The organism is Ideonella sp. (assembly GCF_041914305.1).
Classification (GTDB): Bacteria; Pseudomonadota; Gammaproteobacteria; order Burkholderiales; family Burkholderiaceae_C; genus Ideonella.
The window spans coordinates 180,701-196,701 of sequence record NZ_JAYSDQ010000012.1; the positions used below are offsets into that span (position 1 = coordinate 180,701).

Sequence of the window (16,001 nt, forward strand, 5' to 3'; positions counted from 1 at the left end):
CCGGCGGGTTGAGAAGGGTGGGTCAGAAAAGGTCGGCGATTGTCCGACAACATACACTCTTTGCCATGCAGGCGTTGACCGTATCGCTTTCGTTGGTGGCCACCCTCGCCGCCTCGCAAGCCCTCAAGTTCTGGCTCGCGGGGCGCCAGGCGCGCGCCGTGCAAGCCCACCGCGGCGCCGTGCCGGCGCCCTTCGACGCGACGGTGCCGCTGCGTGCCCACCAGCGCGCGGCCGACTACACGCTCGCCCGCCTGCGCTTCGGCATGACCACCGAAACCGTCGGCGCCGTGCTGCTGCTGGCCTGGACGCTGCTGGGCGGCCTGGATGCGCTGAACACGCTGGTGCGCGATGCGCTGCAGCCGCGGTTCGGTGACCTCGTCTACCAGTTGGGGCTGTTCGCGGCCTTCGCGTTGATCGGCGGCCTGATCGACCTGCCGCTGGAATGGGTGCGGGTCTTTCGCATCGAACAGCGCTTCGGCTTCAACCGCATGACGCCGAAGCTGTTCTTCACCGACCTGGCCAAGGGCACGGCCCTGTCGATCGCGATCGGCCTGCCGATGATGGCCCTGGTGCTGTGGGTGATGCATGCCACCGGCGAGCTCTGGTGGCTGTGGGCCTGGGCGCTGTGGGTGGGCTTCGTGCTGCTGATGCAGGTGATCTACCCGATCTGGATCGCGCCCTGGTTCAACCGCTTCGAGCCACTGGCCGATTCGGCGATGGCCGAGCGCGTGCAGGCTTTGATGACGCGCTGCGGCTTCACCGCCAAGGGTTTGTTCGTGATGGACGGCAGCACCCGCTCCAGCCATGTCAACGCCTATTTCGGCGGCATCGGCAAGGCCAAGCGCGTGGTGCTGTTCGACACCTTGCTGGCCCGGCTGGGCGGGCGCGAGGTCGAGGCGGTGCTGGCGCACGAGCTGGGGCACTTCCACCACAAGCATGTGCTGGTGATGACGCTGCGCTCCTTCGGCGTCGGCCTGCTGGCGATGGCCTTGCTGGGCTGGCTGGCGCGCCAGCCGGCGTTCTATGTGGGCTTGGGTGCCCCGCCGAACCTGCAGGCCGCGAACGACGCATTGGCCCTGCTGCTGTTCATGCTGGCCGCACCGCCTTTCCTGTTCTTCGCCTCGCCGCTGTCGGCACGCTGGTCGCGCCGGGCCGAGTTCGAGGCCGATGCCTATGCCCGCTCGCAAACCGACGGCGCCGACCTCGCCTCGGCGCTGTTGAAGCTGCACGAAGACAACGGCAGCACGCTGACACCCGACCCGGTGTACGCCCGTTTCTACTATTCACACCCGCCGGCCAGCGAACGCTTGGCCGCGCTGCAGGCTTGAGCGCCGCCCGGCTGCGCCTTTCCCTTCAAGGCGCACGATGAGCAAGCACCAGGAACTCGACATTGGCCTGATCGTGGGCGCCCATGGCCGCCACGTGATGATCGAAACCCCGGAAGGCCGGCGCCTGATCGGCCACCCCCGCGGCAAGAAAAGCCAGTGCGTGGTCGGCGACCGCGTGCGCTGGCAGGTCTCGGGCGACGAGGCCGTGATCGAGGCGCTGGAGCCGCGCCGCAACCTGCTGGCCCGGCAAGACGAGTGGCGCACCAAGTCGTTCGCCGCCAACATCGACCTGTTGCTGGTGGTGTTGTCAGGCGAGCCGATGTTCAGCGAGTCGCAGCTGACGCGGGCCCTGATCGCGGCCGAAGACGCCGGCATCGCCAGCGCGCTGCTGCTGAACAAGATCGACCTGCCCGCAGCCGCGCTCGCGCGCGAACGCCTGGCCCCGTACCGCGCGATGGGCGTGCCGGTCATCGAAGCCGCGTTGAAGACCGCCCCCGCCGCGGCACGCGCCACGCTGGCGCCGCTGCTCGCCGGCAAGGCCACGCTGGTGCTCGGCCCCAGCGGCATGGGCAAGAGCACGCTGATCAACCTGATGGTGCCGCGCGCCGATGCGCAGGTCGGCGAGATCTCGCAGGCGCTGAATGCCGGCCGGCACACCACCACCACCACCACCTGGTACTGGCTGGACGACAGCAAGGCCGGCGCGCTGCTCGACTCACCCGGCTTCCAGGAGTTCGGCCTGATGCACGTCACGCCGCAGCGCCTGGCCGAGCTGATGCCGGACATCCGCGCCCACTTGGGCCACTGCCGCTTCTACAACTGCACCCACCGCCACGAGCCCGGCTGCGGCGTGCGCGCGGCCGCCGAGCGCGGCGAGATCGCGCCAACGCGTGTGCGCCTGTACGAAGGCCTGTGGGACGAGCTGGAACAGGGCCAGCGCAAGGGTTAGCGCCTGCGCCGCGCTTGCCGGAGTCGGCTGGCGGTGAACCTGCTGGGTTAGCCCAGCAGGTTGGCCAGCTTCATCAGCGCCAACAGCAGCATCCACAGCACGACCGATCGCCAGACCAGCCCGACCACGCTGCCCAGGTGGCCCAGTTGCGGCGGGATGCCTGGCGTGGAGCCGGCGGCCTCGGCCGCTTCGGCGTCACCGCCTTGCGCAAAGGTCTTCGAGCGATCGGGCGTCACGCCGGGCGCCGCGCCGCCGCCCAGTTGCACGCCGACAGCCCCCGCGGCGGCCGCAAGGATGATGCCCTCGTTGGCGTGCTTCCAGAGCTCGGCGTCGCGCCGCCAGCCCGCCACGGCTTCTTCGAAGTTGCCGACCACCGCGAAACCGAAGGCCGTCAGCCGTGCCGGCACATGGTCGATCACGCTGAAGGCGCGCTGCGACAGGTCTTTCAGGTTCTCGTTCACCGCCACGCCGAGCGAGCGGCTCTTGAAGGCCCAGTAGCGGCTGGCGAACTCGGCCATCCGGTAGGCCACCGCGCCCGCCGGGCCCAGGCCCAGCGCCGCCAGCACGACATAACAGAAGAAGACGCCGAAGACGTGGCGGTGCGCCGCCAGCAGCGCGTGCTCGATCACGTGGCGTAAGAGCTCGGTGCGCGGCAACTCGCTCGCGTCCAGGTGGCGCCACTCAGCCAGCAGCCGACGGGCCTGGTCTTCGTCACCACGCTCCAGCGCCTCGCGGATGTCGGTGAAGTAGTGGCTGAACTGGCGAAACCCGAGCGTCAGGTAGATGACGGCCACGTCGAACGCCAACGCGGCGATGACGCTGAAGTGCGCGATGCCGAAGTGGATCGCCCAGGCCAGCAAGGCCGGCACGATCACGGTGACGAACCAGACGACGCGTGCGTGCTGCGGTTTGCCGGCGTCGAAATTGCGCCCGGTCCAGCCGACCCAATCGGCCAGCGTGTCATGGACCCAGTTGTCGCGCGGCAGTGGCTTGATCTGCTCGATCAGCAGCGCGAAGAGAACGGCGAAGAAACTCATCGCCGCGGATGATACCCAGAGGGTCAGTCCGACAGCAGGTGGTAGAGGTTACGCAGCATTGCCGCTGTGGCGCCCCAGACGAAATATTCGCGCGGATCACCATGGCCGGGGCGCCAGGGCATCGACAAGAAGCGGCGGCGTGCCCCACCGAACTCGAATTCGTGGTGCTGGTGGTTGGCCGGATCCATCAAGAACTGCAGCGGCACCTCGAACGCCTCGGCGACCTCGAAACTGTCGAGCGCGAGGATGTAGTCGGGGCGGACCAGACCGACCACCGGCGTGACGACGAAACGCGTCACTGTCGTGTAGACCGGCAGTTGGCCGATCACCTCGACCATCTCGTGCTTCAGGCCAACCTCTTCTTCGGCCTCGCGCAGCGCGGTGGCCACGGCGTCGGCGTCGGCGGGCTCGGCGCGGCCGCCGGGAAAGCTGATCTGGCCGGCGTGGTCGTGCAGGTGGTCGGTGCGGCGGGTCAGCAGCACGTGCAACTCGCCGGGGCGTTGCACCAGCGGCACCAACACCGAGGCGGCCGTGGCCTGGCGGTCGCTGAAATCCGGGCGGGCACCGTCGCCGCCGATCGGAGGCTGCCAATCACCCACACGCGCCAAACGCTCACGCAAGGCGCCCGGCTGCAACCGCTCGGCGGTGACAGGCGGCAGGTGACTGTCGTGCCCGACGACCGGGATCATGTGCGGGTCGCGAAGCACGGGCCGGCTCGGGCGGGTGGAAAGGGGCGGCTCGTCAGAAGGCATGGCGGGCGAGCTTACGCCAAGCGCTGGAAACGGGCGGGCTCAGGCTGCCGCGAAATGCAAAAAGCCGCCCGAGGGGCGGCTTTGGTGCGAGTGAGGCACTCGCTTTTGGCAACACCGGCACGATGTGCCGTTGCTGCCGAAAGTTGGCTTCGCGCTTCGCGACGGGCCGGCCCACAGGTCCAAGAACAGCAAAGCCGCCCGGAGGCGGCTTTGGGAAGTGAGCCAGCTTTTGACTGCGTCGAAAGCCCGCCCCGCGCCAAGCGCGGCCTGCTGCAAGCAGCAGGTCTGACTTCGTCAGGCGAGCTTTTCCTTGATACGGGCCGACTTGCCGGAACGCTCGCGCAGGTAGTACAGCTTGGCGCGGCGGACGTCGCCGCGGCGCTTGACTTCGATCGACGCGATCAGCGGGCTGTACAGCTGGAAGGTACGTTCCACGCCTTCGCCGCTCGAGATCTTGCGAACGATGAAGCTGGAGTTCAGGCCGCGATTGCGCTTGGCAATCACGACGCCCTCGTAGGCCTGCACGCGCTTGCGGGTGCCTTCGACGACGTTGACGCTGACGATCACGGTGTCGCCCGGGGCGAACGGCGGAATCGTCTTGTTCAGGCGAGCAATTTCTTCTTGCTCGAGGGTTTGGATCAGGTCCACAGGTTTCTCCAAAATGATCGTGCCGGCGCGCTTTGGAATGGGCGTTGACGCTGTCGAGCCACCGCGTTCGCGGCCACTCTCGGGGTCGACTCTGCCCGGCAGAGGATCGAAAAGCCTTTGATTATATGCCAGCCGAGTCGCCCGGCGGCATCTGCGCCAGAAAGCGCTCGTCGGCCTTGCTCAGGCGGCCGGCGGCACGCGCGGCCGCGATCAGGTCGGGCCGTCGGCGGGCGGTCAATTCGAGCGAGCGCTCGCGGCGCCAGCGGGCAATGTCGGCATGGTGACCGGACAGCAGCACTGGCGGCACCGGCAGTGGGCCGTCGGCGCTGTCCAGCACCTCGGGCCGGCTGTAGTGCGGGCAGTCGAGCAGGCCGTCTTCGAAACTGTCCTGCTGGTGCGAGCGGGCATCGGACAGCACACCGTCCTGCAGCCGTGCAATGCCGTCCAGCAAAGCCAGCGCCGGCAATTCGCCGCCAGACAGCACGAAGTCACCGAGGCTCAGCTCCAGGTCGACATGGCGGTCGAGGAAACGCTGGTCGATGCCTTCATACCGGCCACACAGCAGCACCGCGCCGGGGCCGGTGGCCATGTCACGCAGCAAGGCCTGGTCGATGCGCCGGCCGGTCGGGCTGAAATGGATCACTGGCGCCGGCACACCGCGCGCCGCGCGAGCGGCCGCCAACGCACGCTCCAGTGGCTCGGCCAGCATCACCATGCCGGGGCCGCCGCCGAAAGGCCGGTCGTCGACACGGCGGTAGTTGCCGTCGGCGTAATCACGCAAAGGCCAGAACTGCACGTCGACCTGCCCCGATTCGAACGCGCGCCGCGTCACCCCCTGCACCAGGAAGGGGGCGAACAGCTCGGGGAAAAGGGTGATGACGTCGAAGCGCATGGACAAACGACGGTGCGGCGTCAGTAGTCCAGGCCCCAGTCGACGGTGATGCGACGCTCGGCGAGGTCGACCTTGTCGACGTAGGCGTCGACGAAGGGAATCAGCCGCTCGGCCTCGTCGGGTTTGGCGTCCGCGGGGGCGTCGGGGCGCTGCACGCGCAGCACGCAGTGGGCACCGGTGTCGATCAGGTCGATCACGCTGCCGAGCAGCGCGCCTTCGCGGTTGACCACCGCCAGGCCGATCAGGTCGATCCAGTAGTACTCGCCGTCCTTGGCGGTCGGGAAACTCTGGCGAGAGATGAAGATACGGGCGCCGCGCAGTGCCTCGGCGGCGTTGCGGTCTTCGATCTCCTGGGCCCGGGCCACCACCAGCGCGCCTTGCTCGCGCGCCTGGGTGATCTTCAGCAGCTTCGGCAAGCGGCCGGTGCCGGCCGCCTTGGGCGCCGGCCCCACCGGCGGTTGCAGGAACCAGCGGCGGGAAGAAAACAAGGCCTGGGGGTCGGACGAGAAAGGCTTGACCTTGATCCCGCCCTGGATGCCCCAGGCATCGACGATGCAGCCGACTTCGACCGCGTCGTCGGGCCAGGCAGGGGTGTCGTCAAAGTCGGTGGTCTTGGCGACCGGCAAACTCTGAGACAAGACACTCACCCCGCTGGCTGCCGCTCAAGCCCTCAGGCCGGGGCGACGACCTTGGCCTTGGCCGTGTCGACCAAGCGGCGCACGGTGGGCGACAGCTGGGCGCCAACGCCGGCCCAGTAGGTCACACGGTCTTGCGCCACGCGCAGGCCTTCTTCGCCTTCGGACGCCATCGGGTTGTAGAAACCCACGCGCTCGATGAAGCGGCCATCACGGCGCTCGCGCGAGTCGGCGACGACGATGTTGTAGAAGGGACGGTGCTTGGCACCACCACGGGACAGACGAATCACGACCATTTGTCGTTTCCTTGAAAAGTGGGTCGACCGCTGAAAACCCAGGAGACACCACTGAGCCAGCCGGTCTGCTTGCCCACCCGGCAGGCCCTTGAGCCGGCCCGGTGAACACACTTCGGCCCCGTAGATACGCCGTACCCCAGGCGGGGTCGACCGTGACCGAAACATGCGATTATAAGCGCTTGCCCCCAAACGGCGAAAGCACCCTGCTCGCCCGCACCGAACACCCCCGCCCATGCCCGCCACCGCCACGACGCTGATCCGCCCCAGCACCGACACCGACCTGCCCGCAATCACCGCGATCTACGGCGATGCCGCCCTCACCGGCACCGGCACCTTCGAGCTGGAAGCCCCGAGCGAGGCCGAAATGGCCAAGCGCCGCGCCGACGTGCTGGCCAAAGGCCTGCCCTGGCTGGTGGCCGAGGTCCATGGCCAGGTGCTGGGCTACGCCTACGCCAACCACTTTCGCCCGCGGCTGGCCTACCGCTTCTGCGTCGAGGATTCGATCTACCTGCACCGCGACGCCCGCGGCAAGGGCCTGGGCACCTTGCTGCTGGCCGAGTTGATGGGCCGCTGCGAGGCGGCCGGCGCACGCCAGATGCTGGCCGTGATCGGCGACAGCGCCAACGCCGGCTCGATCGGCGTGCACCGCCGGCTCGGTTTCGAGCATGTCGGCACGATGAAGAGCGCCGGCTGGAAGTTCGAGCGCTGGCTCGACGTGGTGGTGATGCAAAAGGCCCTGGGCCTGGGTGACACGCAGGCACCCGAGGCCGGTCGATGAGCCGCGCGAAGTCGAAGACCTTGGCGACCTGGTTCGCCGTGCTGGGCGGCAGCCTCGGCCTGCACCGGCTCTATCTGCACGGCGCCAAAGACCCGTGGGCCTGGCTGTTCTGGCCGCCGACGCTGGTCGGCCTGGTCGGCGTGCAGCGCATGCGCAGCCTGGGGCAGGACGACATGCTGTCGTGGGCCCTGATCCCGTTGCTGGGCCTGTCGCTGTCGGCCGCGATGCTGAGCGCGATCGTCATCGGCCTGACCCCGGACGAGCGCTGGGCCGCCCGCTTCGGTGCCGACCAGCCGCAGCCCGCCAGCGGCTGGGGGGCGGTGCTCGGTGTGATCGTGGCGCTGATGGTCGGCGGCGCGGTGCTGATGGGCACCATCGCCTTCGGCGGCCAGAAGTTCTTCGAGTGGCAGCAAGAGGCCGAAGCCTCCGCTGGACACTGACGGATCAGAACAGGGTCAGGCTGAGCCAGTAGAACGCGCCGGCGACAAAGGCGGCCGCGGGGATCGTGAAGATCCAGGCCCAGACGATGTTGCCGGCCAGGCCCCAGCGCACGGTAGAAGCGCTGCGCACCGAACCGACGCCGAGGATGGCGCCGGTGATGGTGTGGGTGGTCGACACCGGAATGCCCAGCCCAGTCGCGATGAACAGCGTGATCGCGCCACCGGTTTCGGCGCAGAAACCACCGACCGGCTTCAGCTTGGTCAGCCGCTGGCCCATGGTCTTGACGATGCGCCAGCCACCGAACATCGTGCCCATGCCGATCGCCACGTAGCAGGCCCAGATGACCCAGGCCGGCGGCGCGGTGGCTTCGGCCGCCACATAGCCCGACGCCACCAGCAGCATCCAGATGATGCCGATGGTCTTCTGCGCATCGTTGCCACCGTGGCCCAGCGAATACAGGCCGGCCGAGAGCAGCTGCAGCCGGCGGAACCAGCGGTCGACGCGGATCGGCGAGGTGCGGCGGAAGATCCACGCCACGATCACCATCATCAGCGAGCCGAGCACGAAGCCCAGCACCGGCGAGACGAAGATGAAGGCGACCGTCTTCAGGATGCCACCGGCGATCAGCTTGGCGCCGCCGGCCTTGGCCATCACCGCCCCGACGATGCCACCGATCAGCGCATGCGAGCTGGACGACGGGATGCCGTACCACCAGGTGATCACGTTCCAGGTGATCGCGCCGATCAGCGCACCGAACACCACATGGTGGTCGACCACACCGGGCTCGACGATGCCCTTGCCGATCGTCTTGGCGACGCTGAGGTGGAAGATCGCGATCGCGATCACGTTGAAGAAGGCTGCGAACAGCACGGCCTGCTGAGGCTTCAGCACACCGGTGGACACGACGGTGGCGATCGAGTTCGCCGCGTCGTGGAAACCGTTCATGAAATCGAACGCGACCGCCAGCAGCACCAGCAACACGACGACCCAGAACGAGGCGGACACTGCATCCATGTCGTGCCGCGGCTCAGGAGTTCTCGAGGACGATGCCCTCGATCAGGTTGGCCACGTCTTCGCAGCGGTCGGAGATCGTCTCCAGGTGCTCGTAGATGGCCTTCAGCTTGATCAGCTCGCGCACGTCTTCTTCCTCGCGGAACAGGCGCGACATCGCGCTGCGCATCACGCGATCGGCGTCCGACTCGAGGCGGTCGATCTCTTCGCAGGTCTTGATCGCGGCCTCGGCGACCTCGGCCTGGTTCAGGCGCGGCAGCAAGGAAACCGCATGCTGGACACGCTCGCAGCACTTGACCGAGATCTCGCCCAGGCGCAGCACGTCTTCGGTCACGTGGCGCACGTCGTACAGCGCCATCACCTCGCTGCTGTCCTGCAGCAGGTCGGTGATGTCGTCCATCGCGTTGATCAGGCCGTGGATCTGCTCGCGGTCGATCGGCGTGATGAAGGTGCGGTGCAGCAGCCGGTTGACCTCGGCGGTGATCTTGTCGGCCCCGCGCTCGGCCACGTCGACCTCGCTGGCGTATTTCTCGCGCAGGTCGGCCGTGCTGTAGTACTGGAGCATCGACATGAAGGCGCGGGCGCCCTCAGAGATGTACTTGCCGTGCTGGTTGAACAGCTCGAAGAAGTTGCCATCCTTGGGCAACAGTTTGCCGAAAAGCATTCGGGTCTCCTCGTGGTGGCGCGCGCGCCGCGCCTTCACAGATATGTCACCGAAGCGTCATCGGTGTGTCCGGGCGCGATTGTAGGCAGCCGGGATGGCTATTAATTTCGGAAGATGAAATAGACGGCGCCCACCAGACACAGGCCCGCCCAGAGGTAGTCGAGCTTCAGCGGCTCGCCCATGTAAACGCTGGCAAAGACGACAAACACCGCCAGCGTGATCACCTCCTGGCCGATCTTGAGCTGGGCCAGGCTCAGGCCGCCGGCGTAGCCGATGCGGTTGCCGGGCACCTGAAGCAGGTACTCGAACAGCGCGATGCCCCAGCTGACCAGCGCCGCCACCCACCAGGCCTGGCCCGCCTGGTGCTTCAGGTGGCCGTACCAGGCGAAGGTCATGAACAGGTTCGACAGCACCAGCAGGCCAAAAGCCTGGACAGAGACCGGCAGTGCGGTGAGTTGATTCATGGAAAAACCTCCAACAAGGGGCGTCGAGAGGTCAAGGTCGGCGGCCGTTCGGCCCCGCCGACCATGGCCTCACGGGTGTCAGGGCAGGCGCTCGATGGCCTGCTCGGCCACCGTCGGCAGCAGGTTTTGCACCGGCCCGTGGCCAGGCAACACCAGATCGGGCACCAACTCGGCCAGCGGCTGCAGCACGAAGGCGCGCAGGTGCAGGCGCGGGTGCGGCAGCGTCAGCTCGGGCGTGGCCAGATGGGTGTCGCCGTACAGCAGCAGGTCCAGGTCCAGCGTGCGCGGCGCGTTCGGGTACGGGCGCTCGCGGCCGAAACGGGCTTCGAGCGCCTGCAGCGTGTGCAGCAGCGCCAGCGGTGAGAGCCGGCTGTCCAGCGCGGCCACGGCGTTCACATAGTCGGGGCCGCCGGCGTCCACCGGCGCGCTGCGGTACAGCGACGAGCGGCCCGCCAGTTGCAGGCCGTCGCACGCCGCCAGGGCCTCAAGGGCCGCGCTGACCTGCGCCCGCGCGTCGCCCAGGTTCGCGCCCAGGCCGACATAGGCCCGCACCGCGGTGGTCTTCAATCGACGTCGTGGCCTGGTGACGGCACCGGCTGCGGCGCGCCGCCCGCGTCGGCACCGCCACGGTTGCCCGACGGCTTGCGGCGGCGGCGGCGGCGCTTGCGCGGCGCGTCGCCACCTTCTTCGGCACCGGCGGGCGCTTCATCGGCCGGCTCGTCACCCTCGGCAGGTGCCGCCACAGCGGTGGCCGGTGCCGCGGCGGCCCGGCGCGGGCCCGGGCCACCACCACCGCGCTTGGGCCGGCTGGTTTCGCGCACCGCCTCGATCAGCGCCTCGCGCTCGGCATCGGTGCCCAGCGAAAAGTCTTCCCACCATTCGGCCAGGTCGACCGGCACCTCGCCGGCATCGGCGCGCAAGCGCAGGAAGTCGAAGCCGGCGCGAAAACGCGGCTGCTCGACCAGGCCATACGGCGAATTGCCGTGTCGGCGCTCGAAACGCGGCTGCATCAGCCAGATCTCGCGCATGTCGGTGGCCAGCTTGCCGCGGCCCGAGATGTCGCCGATGCGGGCGTCGAACACCGCATCGATCGCCTGCGACAGCGCCGGCATCGGGTGCTCGCCCTGCTCGCGCAGCTTGACGGCCTTGGACTCCACGTCGTGCCACAGCATGCAGGCCAGCATGAAGCTGGGCGCCACCGCCTTGCCCTCGGCCACGCGGCGGTCGGTGTCGGCCAGCGCCAGGTGGACGAACTTCTCGCGTGCACTGCCGTCGGGGGCGTTGGCCAGCACCGCTTCGAGCACCGGGAACACGCCGCGGTCCAGCCCCTGCTTCTTCAGCTCGGCCAGGCTGGCCAGCGCATGGCCGGTCTGCAGCAGCTTGATCATCTCGTCGAACAGGCGCGAGGCCGGCACGTTGGCCAGCAGGTTCGACATCGTGCGCAGCGGCTTCAGCGTCTTCGGCTCGATCGTAAAGCCCAGCTTGGCGGCGAAGCGGATGACCCGCACGATGCGCACCGGGTCTTCGCGGTAGCGCGTCTCGGGGTCGCCGATCATGCGCAGCGTCTTGGCCTTCGCGTCCTTCAGGCCGTGGTGGTAGTCGACCACGATCTGGCTGCGCGGGTCGTAGTACATGCCGTTGACGGTGAAGTCGCGCCGCGCGGCGTCTTCGACCTGCGGGCCCCAGACGTTGTCGCGCAGCACGCGGCCGCTGGCGTCGACGACATGGCTCTTGCCGGCCATCTCGTCCTTCGAGGTCTTCTCGTTGCCTTCGACCTGCTCGGCCGCGGCCGCGTCCATGTAGGCGCGGAAGGTCGAGACCTCGATCACCTCGTGGTCGCGGCCGCGGCCGTGGATCACGTGGACGATGCGAAAACGCCGGCCGATGATGAAGGCGCGGCGGAACAGGCCCTTGACCTGCTCGGGCGTCGCATTGGTCGCCACGTCGAAGTCTTTCGGCCGGCGGCCCACCAGCAGGTCGCGCACAGCGCCGCCGACGATGTAGGCCTCGTAGCCGGCGTCCTGCAGCGTGGTGACGACGCGTATTGCGCGCTCGTCCAGCAGCGTCGGGTCGATGCCGTGCTCGGCGGCCGGCACCTCGACCCGCTTGCCCAGCGGGATGCGCGCGCCTTTGGCACCGGCGGCCGGCTTGTCGCCCGCGGCGGGCTTGCCCAGCAGCTTGTCGATGAATTTGCGGATCATGAAGTCTCGAATAGTCTGAGGATGCGCCAGCCGCGCTCGCGGGCAATGGCTTCGAGGGCCGGGGTCGGGTTGGTCGCGATCGGCGTCTGCACACGCTCCAGCAGCGGCAGGTCGTTGGTCGAATCGCTGTAGAACAGCACCTCGCCGAAGTCGCCCCATTGGTGGCCCAGCGATTGGAGCCAGGCCTCGACGCGCACGACCTTGCCCTCGCGAAAGGTCGGCACGCCCTGTGCACGGCCGGTGACCCGGCCATTGTCGTCGCGCTCCAGGTCGACCGCCAGCAGGTGTTCAACGCCGAAGGCGCTGGCGATCGGGCGGGTGACGAATTCGTTGGTCGCGGTGACCACCGCCACCAGGTCGCCGGCCTGCAAGTGGCCGTCGACCAGCGCCCGCGCGCTCGGGTGCAGCTCGGGCTCGATCACCTCGCGCATGAAGCGCTCGCGCGCGGCTTCAGCCTCGGCCACCGGGCGGGTGCGCCAGGCCGAGGTGGCGAAGTCGAGGTACTCGGCCAAGTTCAGCGTGCCGGCCTGGTACTGGGCGAAGAACACGTCGTTGCGCTCGCGCCAGGCCACGCTGTCGACCCAGCCGATCTTGACCATGAACTCGGCGAACGCGTGGTCAGAGTCGGTCGGCAGCAGCGTGCCGTCGAGGTCGAACAGGGCCAGTCTGCGAACGGCGTTCATGCGTGGCTGCCCTCTTCGTTGACCATCTTCTTCAGCAACGGCACGGTCACCGCGCGGCGCTCGGCGAGCGAGAAGCGGTCGAGCTGGGCCAGCAAGGCCATCAACGACCCCAGGTCACGGGCGAATCGGGTCAACAGGTAGTCCATCACGTCGTCAGACAGGAAGATGCCGCGCCGGTCGGCCTCGCGGCGCAGCGCGGCGCGGGTGCCGGCCTCGGTGAGCGGTTTCAGCGCATGCACCTGGCCCCAGCCCAGCCGGGTGCGCAGGTCGTCGCGTACGGCCAGGTCGACCGGCGGGAAGCGCCCCGCCGCGGCGATCTGCGCGCCATGCGTGGCAGCCTCGACGAACAGCGCGAACGCCGCGTGCTGGCGCTCGGCATCGAGCCGTTCGGCGCCGTCGATCACGACCAGCCACCAGCCCTCGTCGAAATCCCAGGGCAGCGGCGTGTCGGCGTCGAACCAGCCCACGCGCGCACCTTCGGCGCGCATCTGGCGCGCCAGCGCGGCGAGCAGGTGGGTCTTGCCGGCCCCCGACGGGCCCCACAGGTACACCGGGGCCGACGGGACGGCCAGGCGCCGCAAGGCGTCGACGGCCGCGGCGTTGTCGCCGGCCACGAAGTTGTCGAAATCGGGTTCCGCGTCGACACCGATCGGCAGCGGGATCTGTTTCATCATTCTCGGTACAGGGCGCTGCCCAGGTAGGCCGCCGTGATGCGCCGACCGGCCACCAGGCCGACGGCAGCCAACGGCAGCGCCACCAGCACGCCGACAAAACCAAACAAGTGACCGAAGGCCAGCAGCGCGAAGATCACCGCCAGCGGCGGCAGGCCGATGCGCTCGCCGACCAGGCGCGGGGTGAGGAAGAAGCTCTCGACCACCTGGCCCAGGCCGTAGACCACCGCGACGATGATCGGGCCGTACCAGCCATTGAACTGCAGCACGCCGGCCACCAGCGCCATCACCAGCCCCAGGCCGAAGCCCAGGTAGGGGATGAAGATCGCCAGCCCGGTGAACACGCCCACCGGCAGCGCCAGCTCGAAGCCGCCGAGCGCCAGTGCCACGGTGTAGTAGACGGCCAGGATCAGCATCACCAGCGCCTGGCCGCGCAGGTACTGGCCCATCACGCCGTCGCATTCTTCGAGAAAGTTGTCGACCTGCGCCCGGTGCCGCGGCGGCACCAGCGACAAGGTCTTGGCGATCAGGTGCGGCCAGTCCATCAGCAGGTAGAACAGCACCGCCGGCACCAGCAGCGCGGTGCCCAGCACCGCCAGCATGATGCTGCCGCCGATGCGCGCCGAGCTGAGCAAGGTGCTGGTCCACTCTTCGAGGTTGCCGTCGAGGGCGTTGAGCACCATCGCCTTGACGCCGGCCACGTCGAGCGACACGTCGATGCCGTACTGCGCCAGCCAGGGCGACACGCTGCGGTTCAGCCGGTCCGCCAGCAGCGGGATCTGCTCTTTCAGCAGCGGCACCTCCTTGGCCAGGATCGGCACCACCAGCAGCAGCACCGCCAGCACCGCCACCACCGTGCCCAGCACCACCAGCGTCACCGCCAGCACACGCGGCACGCGGCGCGCCGCCAGGCGCTCGACGGCGGGGTGCAGCGCATAGGCCAGCCCGGCGCCCAGGATGAACGGCATCAACACCGGCGCCAACGCCCACAGCACGGCCAGCGCGACGGCGGCGATCAGCGACCAACTGAGGGTCTGGCGCTGGGCGGGGGTGAGGGTCATGGGTGGGGCATCGTAAGGCCAGGGTGGCCAAGGCCGGAAAGCCGCAGATCGCGGCGGGCGGATTTTAGGTGGCCGCGCCGCCCGTGGCGCGGCCCGGGTGCGCCCACCACGATCGGGTAGATTCCTGCGCGTCTGAAACACTTATGACGAGTCCCATGTCCGATGCCCCCGCCAGCCGAGCCAAACGAAGCCTGAAGAGCGCGATGGGGTCGATCCAGCGCACCGGCGCCGCGCTGAAGAAGCTCAAGACCTCGCCGCCGAACCCGGCCGCCGCGGTGGCCACGCTGAAGCAGCGCCGCCTGGCCCGGCGCAGCACCTCGGGCCTGCGGCTGGTGCTGTCGGACCGGATCGACTTCGTGCACCCGGGCGACTGGGATTCGCTGGCCGAGCAGACCGTGTTCCTCTCGCGGCCCTACCTGCGGGTGCTCGAGGACCACGGCCCCGAGAACATCGAGCCGCGCTATGCAATGGCCTACGACAGCGACCACAAGCCGGTGGCGATCATGCTGTTCCAGCGCGTCAGTGTCGGTGGTGATCGGCTGCGCAAGCCCGGCGGCCGCCGCAGCCTGCTGGACAAGCCGGTCGCCGGCTTGCAAGAGAACCTGCTGCTGTGCGGCAACCTGCTGGTCTGGGGCGCACGCTCGATCGCGCTGGCCCCGGGCGTGGACGCCGCGCTGCTGTGGCAAGGCGTCGGCGAAGCCGCCTACCGGCTGCGCCGGGCCGACAAGCTGCTGGGCGAGTCGGACGTGGTGATGGTCAAGGACTACGCCGCCGCCCAGACGGTCACGAAAGAGTCGCTGCGGCTGCTCGGCTACCGCAGCGTCGAGACCGAGCCCGACATGGTGCTGAGCCTGAAGCCCGAGTGGACACGCTTCGACGACTACCTGGCCAGCCTGACCTCGGGCTACCGCAGCAACGCGAAGAAGCTGCAGAAGGACTGCGCCGCCGCCGGCGTCAGCTTGCGGATCATCGACGCGGCCGAGATGCAGGCGCGGCAAGAAGAGATCCACGCGCTGTACGAGCAGGTGCACCACGGCCAGTCGCTGCGGCTGGCCACGCTGGAGCCGAGTTACCTGCCGGCGCTGGCCGAGGCGCTGGGGCCGCGCTTCGTCTGCCGCGTGGCCGAGCGCGAGGGCCGTCTGGTCGGCTTCGTCACCAGCGTGTCCGACGGTGCCACGGCGATCGGCTATTACATCGGCTACGACCGGGCGACGAACGCCGACGCGCCGGTCTACCTGACGCTGCTGCAATCGACGGTCGAAGACGCGATCGGCTTTGGCGCGCAGCGCCTGTCGCTCGGCCGCACCGCGCTGGAGCCCAAGGCCAAGCTGGGTTGCCAGCCCGAGCCTCTGGCCTGCGCCGTGCGCCACCGCGTGTCGGCGCTGAACCTGCTGGTCAGCGCGCTGGTGCGCACCGCCGCACACGACGAGCCGCCGCAGCGCAGCCCGTTCAAGAAGGAAAAAGGCGCGGCTGAAGCGGCCTGAACGCCG

19 protein-coding genes are annotated in these 16,001 nt (G+C 68.8%); 5 read left to right on the forward strand and 14 right to left on the reverse strand.

All coding sequences use genetic code 11. The annotated features are described in order from the left end of the window. The first annotated feature begins 65 nt into the window (after window positions 1–65). On the forward strand, window positions 66–1,328 hold the full coding sequence (locus ACE3SG_RS17060) for a M48 family metallopeptidase (protein ID WP_374566974.1): 1,263 nt from the start codon (window positions 66–68) through the stop codon (window positions 1,326–1,328). A gap of 37 nt (window positions 1,329–1,365) precedes the next feature. Continuing rightward, complete coding sequence (gene rsgA, locus ACE3SG_RS17065; RefSeq protein ID WP_374566976.1) at window positions 1,366–2,277, forward strand: ribosome small subunit-dependent GTPase A; 912 nt, start codon at window positions 1,366–1,368, stop codon at window positions 2,275–2,277. Between the two features lie 47 nt (window positions 2,278–2,324). Here the strand turns inward: rsgA and ACE3SG_RS17070 are convergent, their stop codons facing one another. From ACE3SG_RS17070 to rpsP, 6 genes are all read right to left on the reverse strand, one after another. Then, window positions 2,325–3,314: a CobD/CbiB family protein gene (locus ACE3SG_RS17070; RefSeq protein ID WP_374566978.1), complete on the reverse strand. Its 990-nt coding sequence runs from the start codon at window positions 3,312–3,314 to the stop codon at window positions 2,325–2,327. 23 nt (window positions 3,315–3,337) lie between these two features. After that, window positions 3,338–4,066: a CoA pyrophosphatase gene (locus tag ACE3SG_RS17075; protein WP_374566981.1), complete on the reverse strand. Its 729-nt coding sequence runs from the start codon at window positions 4,064–4,066 to the stop codon at window positions 3,338–3,340. Window positions 4,067–4,360: 294 nt separating this feature from the next. Continuing rightward, window positions 4,361–4,714: a 50S ribosomal protein L19 gene (gene rplS / locus ACE3SG_RS17080; RefSeq protein WP_329717030.1), complete on the reverse strand. Its 354-nt coding sequence runs from the start codon at window positions 4,712–4,714 to the stop codon at window positions 4,361–4,363. A gap of 121 nt (window positions 4,715–4,835) precedes the next feature. Beyond that, on the reverse strand, window positions 4,836–5,606 hold the full coding sequence (trmD, locus tag ACE3SG_RS17085; RefSeq protein ID WP_374566984.1) for a tRNA (guanosine(37)-N1)-methyltransferase TrmD: 771 nt from the start codon (window positions 5,604–5,606) through the stop codon (window positions 4,836–4,838). Between the two features lie 20 nt (window positions 5,607–5,626). Further along, on the reverse strand, window positions 5,627–6,244 hold the full coding sequence (gene rimM, locus ACE3SG_RS17090) for a ribosome maturation factor RimM (protein WP_374566986.1): 618 nt from the start codon (window positions 6,242–6,244) through the stop codon (window positions 5,627–5,629). 32 nt (window positions 6,245–6,276) lie between these two features. Next, the gene (gene rpsP / locus ACE3SG_RS17095; RefSeq protein ID WP_329717027.1) at window positions 6,277–6,537 is read right to left on the reverse strand and encodes a 30S ribosomal protein S16; all 261 of its coding nucleotides are present in this window, start codon (window positions 6,535–6,537) and stop codon (window positions 6,277–6,279) included. Between the two features lie 232 nt (window positions 6,538–6,769). Between rpsP and ACE3SG_RS17100 the strand changes: the two genes are divergently transcribed. Both ACE3SG_RS17100 and ACE3SG_RS17105 read left to right on the forward strand, forming a co-directional pair. Next, window positions 6,770–7,315 carry an N-acetyltransferase family protein gene (locus ACE3SG_RS17100; RefSeq protein WP_374566988.1) on the forward strand — a complete coding sequence of 182 codons (546 nt, stop codon included), beginning with the start codon at window positions 6,770–6,772 and terminating at the stop codon, window positions 7,313–7,315. Further along, on the forward strand, window positions 7,312–7,755 hold the full coding sequence (locus ACE3SG_RS17105) for a hypothetical protein (RefSeq protein ID WP_374566990.1): 444 nt from the start codon (window positions 7,312–7,314) through the stop codon (window positions 7,753–7,755). Before ACE3SG_RS17100 ends, ACE3SG_RS17105 begins: the two co-directional genes overlap by 4 nt. Before the next feature lie 4 nt (window positions 7,756–7,759). On the opposite strand, the gene ACE3SG_RS17110 is transcribed toward ACE3SG_RS17105, so the two are convergent. From ACE3SG_RS17110 to ACE3SG_RS17145, 8 genes are all read right to left on the reverse strand, one after another. Beyond that, window positions 7,760–8,770, reverse strand: a complete 1,011-nt coding sequence (locus tag ACE3SG_RS17110; protein ID WP_374566992.1) for an anion permease — start codon at window positions 8,768–8,770, stop codon at window positions 7,760–7,762. 13 nt (window positions 8,771–8,783) lie between these two features. Next, window positions 8,784–9,431 (reverse strand): DUF47 family protein, encoded by a 648-nt coding sequence (locus ACE3SG_RS17115; protein ID WP_329717023.1) that lies wholly within the window; start codon window positions 9,429–9,431, stop codon window positions 8,784–8,786. 101 nt (window positions 9,432–9,532) lie between these two features. After that, a complete protein-coding gene (locus ACE3SG_RS17120) occupies window positions 9,533–9,895 on the reverse strand; it encodes a DMT family protein (RefSeq protein ID WP_374566994.1) in 363 nt (120 codons plus the stop codon). Window positions 9,896–9,973: 78 nt separating this feature from the next. Further along, window positions 9,974–10,462, reverse strand: coding sequence for a 2-amino-4-hydroxy-6-hydroxymethyldihydropteridine diphosphokinase (folK, locus tag ACE3SG_RS17125; RefSeq protein ID WP_374566995.1), 489 nt, complete (start codon window positions 10,460–10,462; stop codon window positions 9,974–9,976). Beyond that, window positions 10,459–12,096, reverse strand: a complete 1,638-nt coding sequence (gene pcnB / locus ACE3SG_RS17130; protein WP_374566997.1) for a polynucleotide adenylyltransferase PcnB — start codon at window positions 12,094–12,096, stop codon at window positions 10,459–10,461. Before pcnB ends, folK begins: the two co-directional genes overlap by 4 nt. Further along, window positions 12,093–12,779 (reverse strand): HAD family hydrolase, encoded by a 687-nt coding sequence (locus ACE3SG_RS17135; protein WP_374566999.1) that lies wholly within the window; start codon window positions 12,777–12,779, stop codon window positions 12,093–12,095. The genes pcnB and ACE3SG_RS17135 overlap by 4 nt, the downstream gene beginning before the upstream one ends. Further along, entirely contained in the window at window positions 12,776–13,450 is a 675-nt protein-coding gene (hda, locus tag ACE3SG_RS17140; RefSeq protein WP_374567001.1) for a DnaA regulatory inactivator Hda, read from the reverse strand. Before hda ends, ACE3SG_RS17135 begins: the two co-directional genes overlap by 4 nt. Further along, window positions 13,450–14,511 (reverse strand): AI-2E family transporter, encoded by a 1,062-nt coding sequence (locus ACE3SG_RS17145; protein WP_374567003.1) that lies wholly within the window; start codon window positions 14,509–14,511, stop codon window positions 13,450–13,452. The genes hda and ACE3SG_RS17145 overlap by 1 nt, the downstream gene beginning before the upstream one ends. A 155-nt stretch (window positions 14,512–14,666) precedes the next feature. On the opposite strand from ACE3SG_RS17145, the gene ACE3SG_RS17150 reads away from it, so the two are divergent. Continuing rightward, on the forward strand, window positions 14,667–15,995 hold the full coding sequence (locus ACE3SG_RS17150; protein ID WP_374567005.1) for a GNAT family N-acetyltransferase: 1,329 nt from the start codon (window positions 14,667–14,669) through the stop codon (window positions 15,993–15,995). The last annotated feature ends 6 nt before the right edge of the window (window positions 15,996–16,001 follow it).

Bases quoted from the DNA above. Each gene is read 5' to 3' on its own strand.
- ACE3SG_RS17060 (WP_374566974.1), top strand. From the start codon at position 66: ATGCAGGCGTTGACCGTATCGCTTTCGTTGGTGGCCACCCTCGCCGCC.
- rsgA (WP_374566976.1), top strand. From the start codon at position 1,366: ATGAGCAAGCACCAGGAACTCGACATTGGCCTGATCGTGGGCGCCCAT.
- ACE3SG_RS17070 (WP_374566978.1), bottom strand. From the start codon at position 3,314: ATGAGTTTCTTCGCCGTTCTCTTCGCGCTGCTGATCGAGCAGATCAAG.
- ACE3SG_RS17075 (WP_374566981.1), bottom strand. From the start codon at position 4,066: ATGCCTTCTGACGAGCCGCCCCTTTCCACCCGCCCGAGCCGGCCCGTG.
- trmD (WP_374566984.1), bottom strand. From the start codon at position 5,606: ATGCGCTTCGACGTCATCACCCTTTTCCCCGAGCTGTTCGCCCCCTTC.
- rpsP (WP_329717027.1), bottom strand. From the start codon at position 6,537: ATGGTCGTGATTCGTCTGTCCCGTGGTGGTGCCAAGCACCGTCCCTTC.
- ACE3SG_RS17100 (WP_374566988.1), top strand. From the start codon at position 6,770: ATGCCCGCCACCGCCACGACGCTGATCCGCCCCAGCACCGACACCGAC.
- ACE3SG_RS17105 (WP_374566990.1), top strand. From the start codon at position 7,312: ATGAGCCGCGCGAAGTCGAAGACCTTGGCGACCTGGTTCGCCGTGCTG.
- ACE3SG_RS17110 (WP_374566992.1), bottom strand. From the start codon at position 8,770: ATGGATGCAGTGTCCGCCTCGTTCTGGGTCGTCGTGTTGCTGGTGCTG.
- ACE3SG_RS17115 (WP_329717023.1), bottom strand. From the start codon at position 9,431: ATGCTTTTCGGCAAACTGTTGCCCAAGGATGGCAACTTCTTCGAGCTG.
- ACE3SG_RS17120 (WP_374566994.1), bottom strand. From the start codon at position 9,895: ATGAATCAACTCACCGCACTGCCGGTCTCTGTCCAGGCTTTTGGCCTG.
- pcnB (WP_374566997.1), bottom strand. From the start codon at position 12,096: ATGATCCGCAAATTCATCGACAAGCTGCTGGGCAAGCCCGCCGCGGGC.
- ACE3SG_RS17135 (WP_374566999.1), bottom strand. From the start codon at position 12,779: ATGAACGCCGTTCGCAGACTGGCCCTGTTCGACCTCGACGGCACGCTG.
- hda (WP_374567001.1), bottom strand. From the start codon at position 13,450: ATGAAACAGATCCCGCTGCCGATCGGTGTCGACGCGGAACCCGATTTC.
- ACE3SG_RS17145 (WP_374567003.1), bottom strand. From the start codon at position 14,511: ATGACCCTCACCCCCGCCCAGCGCCAGACCCTCAGTTGGTCGCTGATC.
- ACE3SG_RS17150 (WP_374567005.1), top strand. From the start codon at position 14,667: ATGTCCGATGCCCCCGCCAGCCGAGCCAAACGAAGCCTGAAGAGCGCG.